General features: G+C 69.5%; 18 protein-coding genes and 2 pseudogenes. 7 read left to right on the top strand and 13 right to left on the bottom strand.

Going from position 1 to position 15,750, the window contains the following annotated elements:
* The 4 genes and pseudogenes from JM949_RS06930 to JM949_RS06915 all read right to left on the bottom strand — a co-directional run.
* Positions 1-271, bottom strand: a pseudogene (locus tag JM949_RS06930) (hypothetical protein); the annotation flags it as partial.
* Positions 262-585, bottom strand: coding sequence for an NADH-quinone oxidoreductase subunit A (locus JM949_RS06925; RefSeq protein WP_203147608.1), 324 nt, complete (start codon positions 583-585; stop codon positions 262-264). The pseudogene JM949_RS06930 and the gene JM949_RS06925, both read right to left, overlap by 10 nt.
* A 270-nt stretch (positions 586-855) precedes the next feature.
* Positions 856-1,139: pseudogene (locus tag JM949_RS06920) on the bottom strand (ChaB family protein); the annotation flags it as partial.
* Positions 1,140-1,189: 50 nt separating this feature from the next.
* Entirely contained in the window at positions 1,190-1,624 is a 435-nt protein-coding gene (locus tag JM949_RS06915) for a phage holin family protein (RefSeq protein ID WP_203147599.1), read from the bottom strand.
* 22 nt (positions 1,625-1,646) lie between these two features.
* On the opposite strand from JM949_RS06915, the gene JM949_RS06910 reads away from it, so the two are divergent.
* Complete coding sequence (locus tag JM949_RS06910; RefSeq protein ID WP_203147598.1) at positions 1,647-2,021, top strand: hypothetical protein; 375 nt, start codon at positions 1,647-1,649, stop codon at positions 2,019-2,021.
* 69 nt (positions 2,022-2,090) lie between these two features.
* Here JM949_RS06910 and JM949_RS06905 read toward each other — a convergent pair whose 3' ends face one another.
* From JM949_RS06905 to JM949_RS06890, 4 genes are all read right to left on the bottom strand, one after another.
* Entirely contained in the window at positions 2,091-3,557 is a 1,467-nt protein-coding gene (locus tag JM949_RS06905) for a metallophosphoesterase (protein WP_203147597.1), read from the bottom strand.
* Positions 3,558-3,687: 130 nt separating this feature from the next.
* Positions 3,688-4,020 carry an STAS domain-containing protein gene (locus tag JM949_RS06900; RefSeq protein ID WP_203147596.1) on the bottom strand — a complete coding sequence of 111 codons (333 nt, stop codon included), beginning with the start codon at positions 4,018-4,020 and terminating at the stop codon, positions 3,688-3,690.
* Between the two features lie 100 nt (positions 4,021-4,120).
* Entirely contained in the window at positions 4,121-5,248 is a 1,128-nt protein-coding gene (locus tag JM949_RS06895) for a PP2C family protein-serine/threonine phosphatase (RefSeq protein WP_203147595.1), read from the bottom strand.
* A complete protein-coding gene (locus JM949_RS06890; RefSeq protein ID WP_203147594.1) occupies positions 5,226-5,486 on the bottom strand; it encodes a hypothetical protein in 261 nt (86 codons plus the stop codon). The genes JM949_RS06895 and JM949_RS06890 overlap by 23 nt, the downstream gene beginning before the upstream one ends.
* Positions 5,487-5,606: 120 nt before the next feature.
* Here JM949_RS06890 and JM949_RS06885 point away from each other — a divergent pair, with 120 nt between their 5' ends.
* The 3 genes from JM949_RS06885 to JM949_RS06875 all read left to right on the top strand — a co-directional run bounded on the left by JM949_RS06885 (position 5,607) and on the right by JM949_RS06875 (position 7,389).
* Positions 5,607-6,119: a MarR family winged helix-turn-helix transcriptional regulator gene (locus JM949_RS06885; protein ID WP_203147593.1), complete on the top strand. Its 513-nt coding sequence runs from the start codon at positions 5,607-5,609 to the stop codon at positions 6,117-6,119.
* 94 nt (positions 6,120-6,213) lie between these two features.
* Positions 6,214-6,570 (top strand): STAS domain-containing protein, encoded by a 357-nt coding sequence (locus JM949_RS06880; RefSeq protein ID WP_203147592.1) that lies wholly within the window; start codon positions 6,214-6,216, stop codon positions 6,568-6,570.
* Positions 6,571-6,576: 6 nt separating this feature from the next.
* Positions 6,577-7,389: an ATP-binding protein gene (locus JM949_RS06875; RefSeq protein WP_203147591.1), complete on the top strand. Its 813-nt coding sequence runs from the start codon at positions 6,577-6,579 to the stop codon at positions 7,387-7,389.
* Here the strand turns inward: JM949_RS06875 and JM949_RS06870 are convergent.
* A complete protein-coding gene (locus JM949_RS06870; protein ID WP_203147590.1) occupies positions 7,321-8,568 on the bottom strand; it encodes a cation:proton antiporter in 1,248 nt (415 codons plus the stop codon). The two genes, JM949_RS06875 and JM949_RS06870, sit on opposite strands and share 69 nt — an antisense overlap.
* A gap of 246 nt (positions 8,569-8,814) precedes the next feature.
* The gene (locus JM949_RS06865) at positions 8,815-9,222 is read right to left on the bottom strand and encodes a DUF421 domain-containing protein (RefSeq protein WP_203147589.1); all 408 of its coding nucleotides are present in this window, start codon (positions 9,220-9,222) and stop codon (positions 8,815-8,817) included.
* A gap of 215 nt (positions 9,223-9,437) precedes the next feature.
* On the opposite strand from JM949_RS06865, the gene JM949_RS06860 reads away from it, so the two are divergent.
* Together JM949_RS06860 and JM949_RS06855 are read left to right on the top strand one after the other, a co-directional pair.
* A complete protein-coding gene (locus JM949_RS06860) occupies positions 9,438-9,833 on the top strand; it encodes a hypothetical protein (protein WP_203147588.1) in 396 nt (131 codons plus the stop codon).
* 117 nt (positions 9,834-9,950) lie between these two features.
* On the top strand, positions 9,951-10,967 hold the full coding sequence (locus JM949_RS06855; RefSeq protein ID WP_203147587.1) for a mechanosensitive ion channel family protein: 1,017 nt from the start codon (positions 9,951-9,953) through the stop codon (positions 10,965-10,967).
* Here JM949_RS06855 and JM949_RS06850 read toward each other — a convergent pair.
* On the bottom strand, positions 10,945-12,174 hold the full coding sequence (locus JM949_RS06850) for a cation:proton antiporter domain-containing protein (protein WP_203147586.1): 1,230 nt from the start codon (positions 12,172-12,174) through the stop codon (positions 10,945-10,947). The genes JM949_RS06855 and JM949_RS06850 overlap by 23 nt on opposite strands.
* A gap of 136 nt (positions 12,175-12,310) precedes the next feature.
* On the opposite strand from JM949_RS06850, the gene JM949_RS06845 reads away from it, so the two are divergent.
* The gene (locus JM949_RS06845) at positions 12,311-13,516 is read left to right on the top strand and encodes a DUF2254 domain-containing protein (RefSeq protein ID WP_203147585.1); all 1,206 of its coding nucleotides are present in this window, start codon (positions 12,311-12,313) and stop codon (positions 13,514-13,516) included.
* Between the two features lie 56 nt (positions 13,517-13,572).
* Here JM949_RS06845 and nhaA read toward each other — a convergent pair whose 3' ends face one another.
* On the bottom strand, positions 13,573-14,904 hold the full coding sequence (gene nhaA / locus JM949_RS06840) for a Na+/H+ antiporter NhaA (protein ID WP_203147584.1): 1,332 nt from the start codon (positions 14,902-14,904) through the stop codon (positions 13,573-13,575).
* A 216-nt stretch (positions 14,905-15,120) separates the two neighbouring features.
* Positions 15,121-15,729, bottom strand: a complete 609-nt coding sequence (locus tag JM949_RS06835; RefSeq protein ID WP_238432703.1) for a TetR/AcrR family transcriptional regulator — start codon at positions 15,727-15,729, stop codon at positions 15,121-15,123.
* Positions 15,730-15,750 lie beyond the last annotated feature (21 nt).

The raw sequence follows: 15,750 nt of genomic DNA, 5'->3' as shown, positions 1-15,750 counted from the left end.
GCCACCCCGACGGGTCGATGATTCGCACCCGCGCCCGGGGGCCGGGAAACTGGTCCCACACCCGCTCGATCGCCGCCGCCAGCTCGGATCCCGGCTGGCCGGCCACGACAAGCAGGTCGGCGTCCGCCGGGGACGCCGCGAGCGGCCATCCGGCCCGGTCGGCGTGGGCCTCCACGGCCAGGCGTGCGGCGGTGGCGCCGGGCGCGGCGGCGAGGAGCAGGTGCGGCCGGCGTGACGCCCAGCGGGCCAGGAGGTCACCGGTCAGGCCCACCGCAGCGCGCCCTCACGCCAGGCGTAGAGCACGCCGGCCATCAGCAGACTGAGGAAGACGAACATCTCCGCCACAGCGGACGCGCCCACGTCGGCGACCACGACCGCCCACGGGTACATGAACAGCATCTCCACGTCGAAGGCGAGGAAGAGCAGGCTGACCGCGTACCAGCGGACGTGGAACCGGGAGACCGCGTGCTCGCGGGGCGGCAGCCCGGACCGGAACGCGGCGACGGTCGACAGCACGGGGGCCACCGCCGTCCGCAGGTGCACCAGGTACAAGGTGCCGACGAGGGCGGCGGCCAGCCCGAGCATGGCGAGCACCGGCGCGTACCGTTCCAACCGCCTTCTCCTTCCCGAGTCGGCGCCTTGACCCTGCCAGCCCGCGGGACGGGCCGTCGGGCTTCCGCCGGATACCGGTCAGCCGGTGGAACGCCGCTGGCCCGGCAGCGCCGCCGCGGCCCGTTGTGCGCGACGACGAGGCTGCCGGCGGTCCAGAGCAGCGGTCCCGCGCTCGCTCGCCGGCACCGAAGGTCAGATAGAACAGCGCGGACACGCCGATCGGGCCGAACCAGCCGAGGAAGGGTGGCCCTTGCTGGCGTTGGCGTCCACCCCCTGGGCGGTCGGTCGGTCGCGGTCCCGCGAGGCCGGGGTGCCCTGAGCCGCCTGCGGGTCCGAGGGGCCTTTGTGCTCCTTGGGCTCCCAGTGGTCGCCGACCTTCTCGTGGGTGTGCTTCAACGACGCGTAGGCGGCCCGGTGCGCCCGCTCGCCGTCGCCGTAGCTCTCCTCGGCCGACTCCAGGGTCTTTTGTACGTGCGAACTGCCTTGTCGTCCGAGCGCGCGATGGTCGACGGGACGTCGTCGCGCATCTCCTCGGCCTGGTCGTGCTTGTCCGCCATGTCGTCCTCCCGATTCTTTGTCACCTGCCCAGTTCGCCGCGGGCGGCGTCGGCGCCGGCGGGCAACACCCGGCCCGCGGTCTCGGTGACGATGTCCCGCACGTCGTCCGCGAGCCGGGCCGAGGGGCCGCCGGCCGCGCGCAGCTGCGCCAGTCCCACTCGCCCCAGCAGCACGGCTGCGCCCAGGTAACCGGCGGTGAGACCGGCGGCGGCCAGCCGGCGCGGGAGCAGCGTCTCCAGCATGCGCAGCACCGTTGCCGACGCCGCTCCGGCGCCGAGCACCAGGCAGCCGCCGGCAGCGGCCAGCAGCGCGATGCCCACGCCGGCCGGCCGAGCCGCCTCGCCCACCTGCGCGCGCAGCGCCCGGATCTCCTCGCGAACCACGTCGGCCACGTCCTCGGCCAGCCGCTCTGTCGGGCTCTGCCGCCCGTCCCCTCCCACAGTCCCCCCGCTCATCACACCTCCACTGCGCCGCCGAGTGCTCGCGGCGTACCCGGACGGGCGGGCGGCACACCCCGATGCCGCAGGTTTCGGTCCGCGGGCGGGAGCGACGGCAGCGCCCTACCCGCACTGGTCGCTGCGGTCAGCGGTGCACTGGGCCGCGACAGGGCTGATCGTGCCCGTGGCCCTCGGCAGGGTCGTGATCTCGCTGGGCGTCGGACCGGGCCGCTTCGACCGGCTGGCCCTGACCATCCGGGTCATCACCGCGTCCGTTCCGGGGCATCCCGTGCCGGACGCACGAGCGTGCGTCGCGGTGGGCCTCGGCGTGGAACGAACCCTCGGCCAGGGCGTCGGGTTCGGGTTCCGGCGACTGACCGACATCATTCGAGGGGCCCTGCACCGGCAGCCTTGAGCCGCCTGTGACGGGGAAGCGGCGACCGGACCCCGGGCGTTGTGTCCGGGTGGAAGGCTTTTCAGAAGGCTAATTGTCGGCGGGGGTCGCGGGCGGCGCAGCCGGGTTCACTGGTGGTTTGTCGTCGACCACCTTGCGGCTGAGGCTCACCTGTGCGGTGCCGGTGCCGCCGACCTGGATGTCGTCGTACGCCTGGAGCCGGTGATCCGCGCCGAGGTAGAGCACCGACATGACCAGGGGCATCGGTTCGTCACCTTCGAGTCCGCGCAGCCCCGCCCCGCCGGTGGAGCCCTGCACTGCCAGCCGGGTGGTGACCGTGCCGGTCGGCGGCATCGTCGTCACCTTCCGCTGGTGCGTGTGGCCGGCCAGGACGAGCGGCGTGGCACCGTTGAGCGCGGTCGCTGACGCGGGGTCGTGCACCAGTGCGATGTCCACCGATTGGTCCAGCGAGCGGATCGTCGTGGCGAGTTGCTTTCCCGTACCCTCGACCGTCGTCGCTGGCTCCTCCCAGGGCCCTGCCTCGGCTTCCTGCTTGTCGGGCGTGAACCGGGGGTCGCCGATGCCGGCGACCGTCACTCCGGCGACCGTCGTGACGGAGTCGTTGAGGACGACCGCGTTCGGCTGGCTGGCCACCGCCGCTGCGGTTCGGGGTGAGTCGTGGTTACCGCGGATGTAGACGTACGGAGCCTTGAGCTGGCCGATCATGGAGACATACGACGTCTCGGGTTCGCTGCCCCAGTCGGTGATGTCTCCGGTGTCGATGACGAGGTCGATGTCGTACTGCTCGACCACGTTGTTGATCATCGGCCAGGCGGCGGGGTTCAGGTGCAGGTCCGAGACGTGCAGGATCCGGGTGGTGTCGGGTGCTGCCTGGTAGATGGGCAGGGTCGACACGGTGGTGTACAGCTCGCCGACGTTGCCGACGAGGCGTTGGAGTTGCTCGGCATAGCGGCTGTAGTCATCGGCGATCCGTTGCGCGTCACCGATCAGCGCCGGGGCGTTGACCAGCAGGCCCTCGTACCGGGGTTCGGCCAGCGCCTGCGGTCGTACCGTCAGGGCGGCCGTGCCGAGGGTGCCACCGGTGACCAGCAGCGCGAAGCCACCCGACCACGCGACGCGACGCACGGACCGGAACGTCAACCCCGCGAGCAGCATGGCCGTGAGGACCGATACGCCGACCGTACGCAGCCCGAGGCGGACCAGGGCGTCGCGGAGATCCTCGGGTGCCGTGGCGCTGGCGTGAGCGAGGCCGGCGGGGTCGTCGAGCAGCGCCTCGGTGCGTCGCTGGTCGAGTGAGTCGAGGCGGACGGTCAGTCGCGCGGGACCGTCGTGGCTGTCGAGAAAGAGCGATCCCAACGGGGGTATGGCGATCTCCGTGCCGCCGTCCGTGGATGGGGTCAGCTGGAACGCGACCCGGAACGGCCCGACGTCACTGGAGCCTTTGGCACCGAGGAGGGTGCCGATCGTGATACCCGTGGCGGTTATGGCGACAAGCGCGCCCGCCGTCAGGACACGGCGTGCCCACGGCGAGCGCATGAGCTGGATCGGTCGCGCGGCCGCGTTCCTGAGGCGTCCGGCCAGGGCGGTTCGACGCGGAGGCGGCGCGTCCGGGGGCGGAGTCACGAGCGGGGTCCGATCTGTGGGAACCGAGGGGACGGCGGGGGGGTCAGTTCGATGGGGCGGCCTGGTCGTCTTCCCCTCCGCAGAGCAGGCCGAGCAGGCCGGCGGCGAACAGTTGCCGCCGGACGAAATGCGCGAGGTGCTCCAGCCGCAGGGTGCCGCCACGGACGGTGACGGCGCGTTGGCACGCCACGAGCGTTCCCATGCCGGTGGAGTCGATGAAGGTGAGATCGGCGAAGTCGAGGATGACGTCGTGCACCGAATCGCGCGCCAACGCCGCGATGACCGCGTCATGCACGAGCCCGCTCGTTGCGAGGTCCATCTCCCCCACCAGCCGGATGCGGGTGACGGCACCAACCTGCATCGTGTCGACTGTCAACTCCACGCACGACTCCTAACCCGGGCGGTACCTGGTGAAACATGCATGGATGCAATGAATTGTTTTCGCAGGTCACCCCAGCTCGAGGCGTATTCGTCGCTCACCGAACCACGGGCCGGCGCTCAGCCAGCAGGAGTGCGATGTCGTCATGCGGTTCGCCCCCCACGTGTCGGTGCACCGCGTCCCAGACCGCGTCGAGACACTGGTCCACCGACGGCTCGGCCAGACACGCCCTCAGCGCAGACGTCGGAAAGAAGCGCCGCTCGCTGTCGCGCGCCTCGAGCAGTCCGTCAGTGAGCAGCAGCAGCCGGTCACCGACGTCCCAACGGGCCACACACTCCGGTGTCCGAGGCCCGCCCAGACCCAATGGTCGATCCGGCGGAGACACCTTCAACTCCTCCAACTCCCCGGAGCAGTGCCGCAGAATCGGCGCGGGGTGACCGCAGTTGACGGTCCCGATCTCGCCTCCGCGTAGCTCGACCAGGACGGCGGTGACGAAAGTCGCGGCCCGGGCGGGAGTTGGCTCGCGGGCGACGAGATCGTCCAGGTCGCGCGCCACCTGCGTCAGGTCCGACCGGATGATCGCCGACTGCCGGAACGCTCCCGCCACCGCCGAAGCCAGTCGCACCGCGGCGAGCCCCTTGCCGCAGACGTCACCGACGATGATCCGCAGCCGGTCCTGGTCGGCCACCACCTCGTACAGGTCGCCGCCCACGCCGGCCTCCTCGTAGGCCGCGACGTACCGGGCTGCCAGTTCCACCCCGGCCGCACACTGCGGCGGCTCACGCAGGATCGCAGCCTGGGTGGTCCGCACGATTTCGGCCATCCGGCGCAGACGCTGCTCCCGTCCGGTTCGAGCCCGCGCGACGTACACCGCCATCAGGCTGACCGCGATGACCACCGCCACCCGCAGCAGATGATCGAGGCTGCCGAGCATCCCGCTGGGCAACCCGGCCGCCACCGCCGCCGTGGTCGCCGTGGCCGACACCACGGCGGTGCGGCGCGGGCTTTCGACGGCGGCGGCGAACAGCGGGGCGAGGGCCAGAAAGCCAATGAGTACGGCATGGGTGCCCGCCGCAACGTCGATCAGCAGGACCACCGCGACGAACCCGATGGCCAGCCGCAGCCCGAGCCAGCGGGTCCACCTACTCGGCGCCGCGTCGGCGAAGGAAGAACGGGCAGGCGGTGCCTTGCCCTCGCTGCGGTCAACCGGAGGGTTGGGCCGCATGGCTCCGCCGATCCGAATCGTCACCCGCCAGCGACGTCCCTGGATCGAGTTGTCGACGTAACGCCTCGATCTCCGCGCGCAGGGCCGAGATGTCGGCGGCGGTCGCCGCAGCCGTTGCGCCCATCTGGGAGACCCGAAGCACCACCGTGATCAGCCGCAGGGCGCGCAGCGGTCGCAGGAGGTCCGGCCGCAGGATCAGTGCGGCGTAGACCATGACAAACAGGACCACCAGAAGCATCGGCGGAAACGCGGTCAGCCGTCCCCACCTCGCAGCCCGGTCGGCGGCTGACGCTTCGATCCTCACCTGCATGAGCGGCCCATCCGACGACTATAGGTGCATCCGTGCAATCATTTCCGGGTGAAACCGTACGCGGAAGGCGGCACTCCGTCGACTGCAGCTGAGAATGAACTGCTTGACGGTTTGTCCGCGTTGAGCCGCGCACTGGTAGGGATCACCGCCCGGTCCCTGGGCTCACTGGACGCGGAAGTCACGCTGCCGCAGTACCGGACACTGGTCATCCTCGCCGCACGGGCCCCGTTGCGCACCGTGGACCTCGCTTCGTCGCTCGGCGTGCATCCATCGACCGCGACGAGGATGTGCAATCGCCTGGTACGTCGGAATCTGGTGGCCCGGCGCCAACAATCCGACGACCGGCGGGTTGCCTGGTTGACTCTCACCGATGGCGGCAAAGCCCTCGTCGGCGATGTCATGCGCCACCGGACGGCCGAGATTCGCCGTCTCCTGAAAACGGCCAATTCCGGACGCCCGCAGACGCCCACCGACCTGATCAACGCGCTGGTGACCGCCGCCGGGGAACCGGCGGAGGAGCTGTGGTGGCGGCACTGGGAAGAGTCCAGCGCCAGCCCTTGATGGCGGAAGCCACCGGGCAGGTACCGTTGCGCCGTAAACGATACGTGCAGGCATGCAGGTATTTGGTGAGGGACTTGGGGGTGGCAGGAGCCTCATGTTCAACATCCGGTCCTCTGGCGTGGGGCTCGCGCCGAGGACTCTCCACCTCTCCGGGGAACTGGACATGGCCTTCGCTGGCCACCTGCGCGAGGCTGTCGAGCGCACGCTCGCGTCAAGCGCCGGACAGTGGTTGATCGTCGATTTGCGCGACACCACACTGATCGACTCCGGTGCGGTCAAGGAGTTGGTGGATGTTCACCGGCTCGCCGCCCAGCAGGGGCGAGTCCTGGTCCTGCGTAACGCACAGGGAATCGTCGCCGAGGTGCTCCGGATCACCGGGGTGGCTGCCGCGCTTGAGCGTCCCGCGACGCGGCCGACCGGCACCATCTACGGCTCGTCGAACGGCAGCTAGAACTTCATGGCTCGGTTGACATGGACAGTCCTGCGCGATTTCGACGGTGGTAGTACGCGGATCGCCATCGCGGGCAACCTCACCCCCGAAGCAGAACCGCACCTTGCCTCTCTGCTGCTCGAAGGCTCCCTCGACGCTCCGCTGACCCTCGTGGTCGACCTCAACGCCCTCGCGACGTCGGACGTTGCTCCCATCGCCACGTTCCTCGCCCGGTGGGCCCCGGTCCGGTCCGACGGACCGGAACTGACGTTGTCGACCAATCCTCTGACTCCCACGGGGAGACTGCTTCGCGCCACCCTCGGTCAGCACGCGATCCTCGGTACGGCTCTCCTCGGACAGCCTGCCGCCGGACGTGAGCCACCCTCTTCTCGCCGTGCGCACCTGCACCTGCCCGCCCGAGCGCAGTCCCCCGCCGCCGCCCGCCAGCTCGTCGCCCGGCAGTGCCGCGCATGGGGCATGGACGCCGTGGCCGACCGGGCCATGGTCATCGCCTCGGAGCTGATCAGCAACGCCGTCCAACACGCCGGGACGGACATGGATATCACGGTCGCCCACGTGGCGGGGTCGCTCAGGATCAGCGTCCGAGACCGGGGAGGCGAAACTCCCAGTTCCACCGCCCCGGCACTCCCCCGTCAGATGTCCGAAGGTGGTCGTGGCCTACCGATCATCGCCGCACTCACCACCGACTGGGGCTTCTTCTCCTTCGGTGACGGCAAGACGGTCTGGGCCGCCATCGGCGGTCCCAACGGATCAACCGTCGGCGGACGACCTGTCCCGATCTCGCCGCCGGGGCCGCAGCGGTCGCCGGGCCCGATGTAGCACGCCGAACCAGGCAGGCGTCTCCCGGGACTCGTCAAAGGCTTGCGCTATCACGACATCGGTCGACGAGTGCAACAGGATGGAGATCACGATTGTCAGAGCGACGAGGTGGAACACCTCGTCGCCGGCCGCGATGCCGGACTCCAGGACCAGCAGCCCGTAGACGACGGAAGCGAAGCCCTTCGGCCCGAACCACATCGCCGCGGCCTGCTCCCTGGCGCCGAGCCCGGAGCGGAGAAACGAGATCCACAACGCGACCGGACGAGCCACGAAGATCGCCAGCACCGCGAAGGCCCAGCCGGTCCAGGAGATCTCGCCCAGGAACCGAACCGAGATCAGCGCGCCGAAGACCAACAGCGCGGCGAGTTTCAACAGCTCGGCGACGTTCTCCCCGAAATGCTCGAACGCCGCCCGCTCCCGCGGCCCGAACGTGGCAACGGTGATCCCCGCCGCGAACGCGGCCAGGAACAGGTTACCGTGGGTGACCTTGCCCAACGCCAACACCAGAAGCCCGATCGCCACCCCGTTCAGCGGCGCGTACGCGGCGGACGCCGCAAGCCAGCGGGTGCGCTCCAACGCGATCGCCAGCAGCGGCACCAGCACACCGATGAGCAGTCCCATCGCGAGTTCGCCGGCGATCTCTCCCAGGTGCAGGTCGTCCGAGCCGGCGGCGACAGCCAGAAGCAGCACCACGAAGGGGAGGGCCAGCCCGTCATTGACGCCCGACTCCACGTTGAGCAGATGCCGTAGGCGGGCTGGCACCTTGTCATTGCCCACCAGCGCCGCCGCGAACACCGGGTCGGTGGGGGCCAGGATCGCGCCGATCAGCAGCGCCTCCGGCCAGCCCAGGCCGGCCACATAATGGGCCAGCAGCGCCGTGATCAGCAGGGTGAGGGGTAGGCCCCAACCCAGCGCCCGGCCGGGCAGCCGCCATGCCGAGCGCAGGTCTGCCCAGCCGACCCGCATCCCGTCGGTGAACAGCACCGCGAACAGGGCAAGCTCCGCGAGTTGCGCCACGATGGGGGAATCGGAGTGCAGGTGCAGCAGCCCGGTGGTGTCCTCGCCGAGGATGAACCCGGCAACCAGGAACAGCGCCGCGGTAGACAGGATGGTGCGATGAGCCAGTGCCGAGAGCAGCACGGCCACCAGCAGGACAACGGCGAACGACAACAACAGCATCGATCACGCTCCACAGACGTGCGTCATCACGATGCCGACCAGACCTCGCGGCGCCCCACCGATTCCGAACGATCATACCTGCGACGGCGGTTGCCTCGGTGCCCACCAGGAGCGGCGCAGACACCTGTGCCGCTCAGCTAGCCCGCGTGGTCGACGACGTCATCGAGGCTGCTGCCGTCACCAAGCTTACTGCTGGGGATGACGCTGAGACTGCGTCGGACTCCAGCACCACCGCGGCCAACTCGCTCAGGTCTCCGATGCCGTTACCACGGGCCGCCTGCCGGATCTCACTCTCCGCGATCCGAGCGCGTCGCAGGGCGGCGTGCCGCACCCGACCGTCGCGCAACAGCATCGTGGGGCGCGCGCCTTGAGCAGGCGCTGCGACGGCGGCCAGCGTACGGCGAGCAGTGCCACCACGTACTGCAACGTCACCAGCAGGGCCAGCGCAAGGATCCCCTCCAGCAGTGACACGTCCCGCGAGAGCAGGATCGTCGCCAGCGTGGACCCCAGGGCCACCGTGACCACGAAGTCGAACGCGTTGAGCTTGGACAACGTGCGTTTGCCGGAGAGCCGCAGGATCAGCACCAGCGCCGGATAGACGATCGCGGCGATGACGAGCAGCCTGAGCAGGTCCCCAGGGTTCTTCAGCACCATCCGGTTGACGTACCCACCGCTTGTACGCGGGACACGCCGGCTGGTGCCACGATCCAGAGCCGCTACTCCAAGGCACTGATCGACGGCGGGAATCGTCACCCAACCGTCACAGGCTTTGGCGGTCGTACCGCGACATCCCGGGGAAATCCTTGACCAAGCGCCACGACGGCGAGGAGGACCCACGAATGGGCAACTGGAATGGCCGGGTGCGTTCAATGGCAGCGCTACCAGCGGTGGTCCTGCTCGCCGCAGGCTGCACCAGCAGCCCCGTGACTCCGCAGCCCAGCCCCGAACCGACGCTCACCACCACACCAGGAACGGTCGCGCGGGCCGAGGTGGGCGACCTGCTCACCGTGACCGCGAGCGTCGAGCGGGTCATCACCGACACGGCGTTCGTCGTACGCGACGTGGATCTGACCGATGGAACCCTGCTCGTGCTGTCGACGGGCCAGCCGGTGCCTACTCCGCCGCAGCTGGTGACCGTGCAGGGCACGGTGATCCGGTTCTCTCACCGCGACCTCACCGACCGTTACCAGCTCGGGCCGTCGGGACCGTACCGGGCCTTTGAAGGCGGTCGGGCGCTCGCCGCTCGTGAGCTGACAGTCCGGTGATCACGAGTTGCCGCGGGGACGGGGCATCGCGGTTCGACCTGTGCTGACCGACCACTCACCCGCTGCGGATGAGCGGGATGACGTACGCGTGGCGCTGGCCCGCCACGGGACGGGCGTTTGCGAGATTCCACCGTCAGCTGCTGCATATGGTGGAAACGACGCGACGGACCCCCATCGGCCGATCGCCGGGGACGATGGGCGAGCAGCATGGAGCGGTTCCTGGAGGCATTCTGGGACACGAGCAGCGTGAGCGGTCGCCTCGTGACCAGCGTCGTCCTAGTGGTGTTGGCCGTCGTCATCGCCCCTGTCGCTGGCCGTCTGGCGACCCTGCGGGTGAGCGACACCACCAATCGCTACTACCTGCGCAAGGCGGTGCATTACCTGACCGTCGTGGCGTTGCTGCTTGCGCTGGCACTGCTGTGGCGGCCGTTCGCCGGCCGGATCGGCCTGGTCGTCGGACTACTCGGCGTCGGTCTCGCGCTGGCCCTGCAGGAGGTCATCGGCGCGTTCGCCGGGTGGATCGCCATCCTCACCGGCCGGCAGTTCCGCGTCGGTGACCGGATTCAGATGTGCGAGGTGCGCGGCGACGTCCTGGACATCACCCCGCTGCGGACCCGCATCCTGGAAAGCGGATCCTCCACCGACCCGGAATCCTGGATACGCGGCCGCCAGTACACCGGACGGGTGGTGTCCCTGTCGAACCGCTTCGTGTTCTGCACACCGGTCTACAACAGCAGCACGGTGTTGGACCACCTGTGGGACGAACTGACCTTCCCCATCCCCTACCAGGCGGACTGGCACCTCGCGGAGCGCATCCTGTGCGAGGAGGCGCAGAACATTTCCTCGACGGCCGAGGCGCGGCACGCCATCGCGCAGATGCGTCACCGCTACCCGGTCGCCGAGGCAGAGGTCGATGCCCGCGTGTTCGTCCGCGCCACCCCGAACTGGGTCGAACTGTCAGCACGGTTCGTCGTGCCGGTCCGAGCCGCCCGTCAGGTCAAGGACCAGGTCACCCGGCGAGTGCTGGACCGGTTTGCCGAAAACGGCATCCGGGTGGCGTCGGCGACCCAGGACATCACCGTCCACACACCCGAGGCGCCGGAAGCTGTCATCAACCGGGCGGACCGCCGGTAGCGGTCGCCGGCTCCGCACGGTGCGCGTACCAGCGACGACCGGGCATAGCGGTAACCCCGTGCACCACCGTGCTCGCCACCACCACCAGACTGCCGGCGGCCCACAGCCGAGGATCCCCGGCTCCTTCCTCCTGGCTGTAGGTGAGATAGAACAGCGCCGACACACCGATCGGTCCGAACCAACCCAGGAACACCGCACTGCGCCAGGACAGCCCCAGGGCCGGCTTCAGCGCGAGCACCACCGGCAGCCGGCGCAGCACCAACACCGCGATGACGAACGCCACCAGCGTCCAGCCCGACTCGCGCCACTCACGCCACGGCACCTCAACCCCGAGCAGGAAGAACAACGGCAACACCAGATAGCGGGTGAGCGCGTCGTCGAGCCTTTGCTCCGACGCGCGAGATCGGTCCCCGATCACCGCGTTGTAGGCGAGGCCAGCGACGAAGACCGCCAGGATGCCGTCGGTACGCGCCAGCCTGGCGACTCCCAGCGCCGCGACGCCGAGTACGACCGTGAAGACCAACAGCGAGCCCTGATCAACGTCCTCCCGGGCCCCAGCCGCCACGACGGCCCGGCCGGCGGCGTAACCGACCACCACGCCGACCACCACGGCCCCCGCCACCCCCCACACCGCCTCCAGAAGGTAACCACCGACTGATCCAGAGGTCACGGCGCACAACGCGAGCACGACGAAGACGAAGGCGAGCCCGTCGTTCGCGCCCGACTCACCGCTGATCACCTGACGCAGACGAGCCGGCAGCTGCCGCTCCGCCGGCCCTCCGGAGACGACGCTGGAAGCCAGGACCGGGTCCGTCGGCGTCACACAGGCGCCCAGCAACGCCGCCAAAGCGACGGGAAGGCCGAGGACAAGCCCTGCCAGGCCGGCGCTGACCACCGCCATGCCAACCATCGCGACGGCGAGGAGCACGCCGACCGGGCGCACCACCGACCGGTAGTCCGACAGCGGAAAACGCAACGCGACCGCCATCAGCGAGATGGCCAACAGGACCCGGCTCGCCTCCAACGTCAACACGGACGCCTCGTGATGCGGCAGGTCGATCAGCCCGAGAATCGGACCGACCAGCACCCCCACCAATAACGCGAGCAGCGGCTCACTGACCGGAGTCCGACGAATGGCGCTGGACCAGAAGGCCAACAACACCCCCAGAATCCCCACCAGGGCGTAACTGAGGTGCAGCGCATCCATCCCTCGCCGCTACCCCGTTGTCCCAGGTTCACACCCGGGGCCGCGTACCGGAGGCGTCGCAGAGATCGGCAGACGATGCGCGCCGCATCCGGGCGTGCGACACGATGGAACATGTGTTGACGAAGAACTGCGCATTGTGAGCCGGCCCCGCACCGCGTCAGCGCGCCTGGCCGAGGTACGGGAAAGCTTCTGGCTGGTGCCGGCGATCTTCTCGGTTGGTGCGGTGTTGGCGGCGGTCGGGCTGTCGGCGCTGGAGCTGCAGTTGGATCTGCCCTTCGGGGGGATCGTGCCCAGCGGCCCCGCCGGTGCACGCTCGCTGCTGTCCTCGATCATCACGGCGATGATCTCCTTCACCGCGCTGGTCTTCTCCATCACGGTCGTGGCCCTGCAACTGACCAGCAGCCAGTACTCCCCCCGGGTCCTGCGGACCTTTCTGCAGGACCGGATCATCCAGGCAACGCTCGGTACGTTCGTCGCCACCTTCCTGTTCGCGATGGTGGTGCTGGCCGCTCTGCCAGATCAGGAGGGCCAAGGGCTACCGGAGCTGTCCCTCGCCGTGTCGATAGCCCTCGTCCTGGCCAGCAGCGCCACGTTCATCTACTACCTGCACCACATCACCACGGTGATGAGGGTTTCCCACATCATCGGCTCCATCGGCGCGCAGACCCGACGGTCGATCGCCCGTCTCCCCCCACCCGACGAGCCACCGGCGCGTGTTCCCGGAGAGGTGACACAGACGGTGCCGGCCTCGGAACCCGGCATGGTCAACAACGTCGACCTCGACCTGCTCGGGCGGTTGGCACGGGAGCACGAGTGTGCGATCTCCGTCGTCCCTGTCCCGGGTGACTTCGTCGCCTCGGGAGCGCCCCTGCTGCGGGTGCACCGGACCGCCGGTGGTGTGGCCCGCCCGGTGCCGGCCGACCGCGCCGGGCTGGGCGTGACCATCGGTGTGGAACGCAGCCCGGGCCAAGACCTCGGATTCGGCTTCCGGCAACTCGCCGACATCGCCGAACGCGCGCTGTCCCCAGGAGTCAACGACGTCACCACCGCCGTCCGGGCCGTCCAGGAGGCACACGACCTCCTCCGCCGGCTCGCGACCCGCCCCGATCCCACCTACGCCGTCCGCGACGACGACGGCACCGTCCGCGCCCGGATGAGCAACATCTCGTACGACACGGTCCTGGCCATGATCGTCGACGACATCCGACTCGTCTCCAGCGACCAGCCACGTGTCTTGCGATTGCTGGACTCCATCGTCCGTGACGTGGCCTCCATTGCGCTTCCCGTCCACCGAGCGGCGATCGATCGTCGGCTACCAACGGCAGCCGACGACAGTAGCTGACGACCCCGGGGTGCCCTCCGCGAGCGACGATCTGCGCGGGTGGGCGGGCGAAACGGTCAGGCAGTGTCGGTACGGCTTCCGGCGGGCTGCTGGTAGACGTCGGGGATGTTGTCGCGGTCGGCATCGACGGTCTCCGCGTCGTGGATGCGCCGGTAGGTGCGGTTGCGCAGGCGCAGGATGACCGTGGCCAACAGCGCGGCGGCCAGCGAGCCGGCCAGCACCGCGACCTTGACGTGGTCGTCGCGGTCGCTGCCGAGACCGAAGGCCAGTTCCCCGATCAGCAGCGACACCGTGAACCCGATCCCGGCGAGCACCGCAAGACCGACCACGTCGATCCAGGCGAAGCCGCTGTCCATCTTCGCCCGGGTGAACCGGGTGACCAGCCACGTCGCGGCGGTGATCCCGATCGGTTTGCCCAGCACCAGGCCGACGATGATGCCGATCGCGACCGGGTCGGTGAAGGCGGAGCCGAGCCCGCTGAGCCCGCCGACCGCGACGCCGGCGGACATGAACGCGAAGACCGGCACGGCAACGCCGGCGGAGATCGGCCGGAAGCGGTGCTCGAAGTGCTCGGCCAGCCCGGGAGCAGCGTCCGGGCCGCCCGCCTTGCGGCTGCGCAGCACCGGAACCGCGAAGCCCAGCAGAACCCCGGCGACGGTGGCGTGAACGCCGGAGGCGTGCATCAACGTCCAGGTGGCGAACGCCAGCGGCAGCAGCAGCCACCACGACCGGACCCGGCGTTGCACCAGGACGGTGAACGCCGCCAGCGGGACCAGCGTGGCGAGCAGCGGCAGAATCGACAGGCTCGCGGTGTAGAAGACGGCGATGATGACGATCGCGAGCAGATCGTCGACCACGGCGAGGGTGAGCAGGAACGTACGCATGGCACGCGGCAGGAATCGGCCGATGACCGCCAGAACCGCCAGCGCGAAGGCGATGTCCGTGGCGGTCGGGATCGCCCAGCCCTTGGCCTGCCCATCAGCCGAGCTGAGGTTGATCACCAGGTACAGCACAGCGGGGATCAGCACGCCGCCGACCGCCGCGGCGATCGGCACCGCGGCACGCCGCGGATCACGCAGGTCCCCTGCTACGAACTCACGTTTCAGCTCGAGGCCAGCGACGAAGAAGAAGATCGCCAGCAGCCCGTCGGCTGCCCACGTCGCGACCGACAGATCAAGGTGCAGCGACTTCGGGCCGATCGTGAACCCGCGCAGTGTCTCGTAGCCGTTCCCCCAGGGAGAGTTCGCCCAGATCAGGGCGAGGACCGCACCGGCGAGCAGCAGGACGCCACCGATGGTCTCTTTCCGCAGGATGTCGCCGATGCGCCGGTCTTCGAGCCACGACCCTCGGCCGAACAAGCGCGGGCTTTGCGGCGGTGCTGCTGTCATGAATGCTCACTCTCGGGGGTCGGGTCGGACGTTGCCGACCAGACTTCCCGGCGCACCGTTTGCAACGGTACCGGCATCGGCCGTGTGGACTGTACGGACGTAGCTGCGGCAGACATCACCATCATGTCGGGTTTGACTGCGGTGGACCGGCGACGTGCTGGACGCCCGACGCTGCTGGCGTCGTTCGGTAGGTGCGCTGGCTCGCCGATGCGGCTGTCACGCCGCCCTGCCGGTCGAGTAAGCGCCGTGGAGGAAGAGGTCGACGAGCTGGCGGGTGTCGATTCCGGTGTGCTGGTGCAGGTTTCGGCTCCTGCCGAAGAACATGCCGAGGAACAGGTCGGTCAGAGTGTGGGCCGGAAGCCGTAGGTGTGGCTGCTCGGGTTCGATCAATTCGAGGATCGCCTGCCGGGTGGCTGCCTGCGAGGCGTCACGCCCCGCGGATCGCTGCCGTGGCTGGGCGGGTTCCGCGGTGCCACGCCCTGATCTGCGGTTGGGGTTGGAGTTGCCGGAGGCGTGCAGGGCACCGATCACCGCGCCCATGCGGTTGAGGTAAGCGTCGAGCGCGTCGACCGCGTCGACGAGTCGGTCCACCAACGGTTGCGCAAGCGAGATCGATCGCAACTGTTGAAGGACATGGGTGGGATCCATGGCTGCGGCGACGCACGCCTCGAGCACGGCGTCCTTGTCGTCGAAGACGCGGAAGACCGTGGCTTCACCGATGCCCGCGGCCCGGGCGATCTGCGCGGTCGTCACGGCGGCCCCGCGCTCGGCCACCAGGGGTAGAGCAGCGCGGATGATGGTCTCGCGTCGCTGTTCGGCAGTCATGCCAGTCGCTCTGCGTCGGTT

This window comes from Micromonospora tarensis (assembly GCF_016803395.1).
GTDB classification, from domain to species: Bacteria; Actinomycetota; Actinomycetes; order Mycobacteriales; family Micromonosporaceae; genus Micromonospora; species Micromonospora tarensis.
This window is presented reverse-complemented; position numbering and strand designations above follow the sequence as displayed.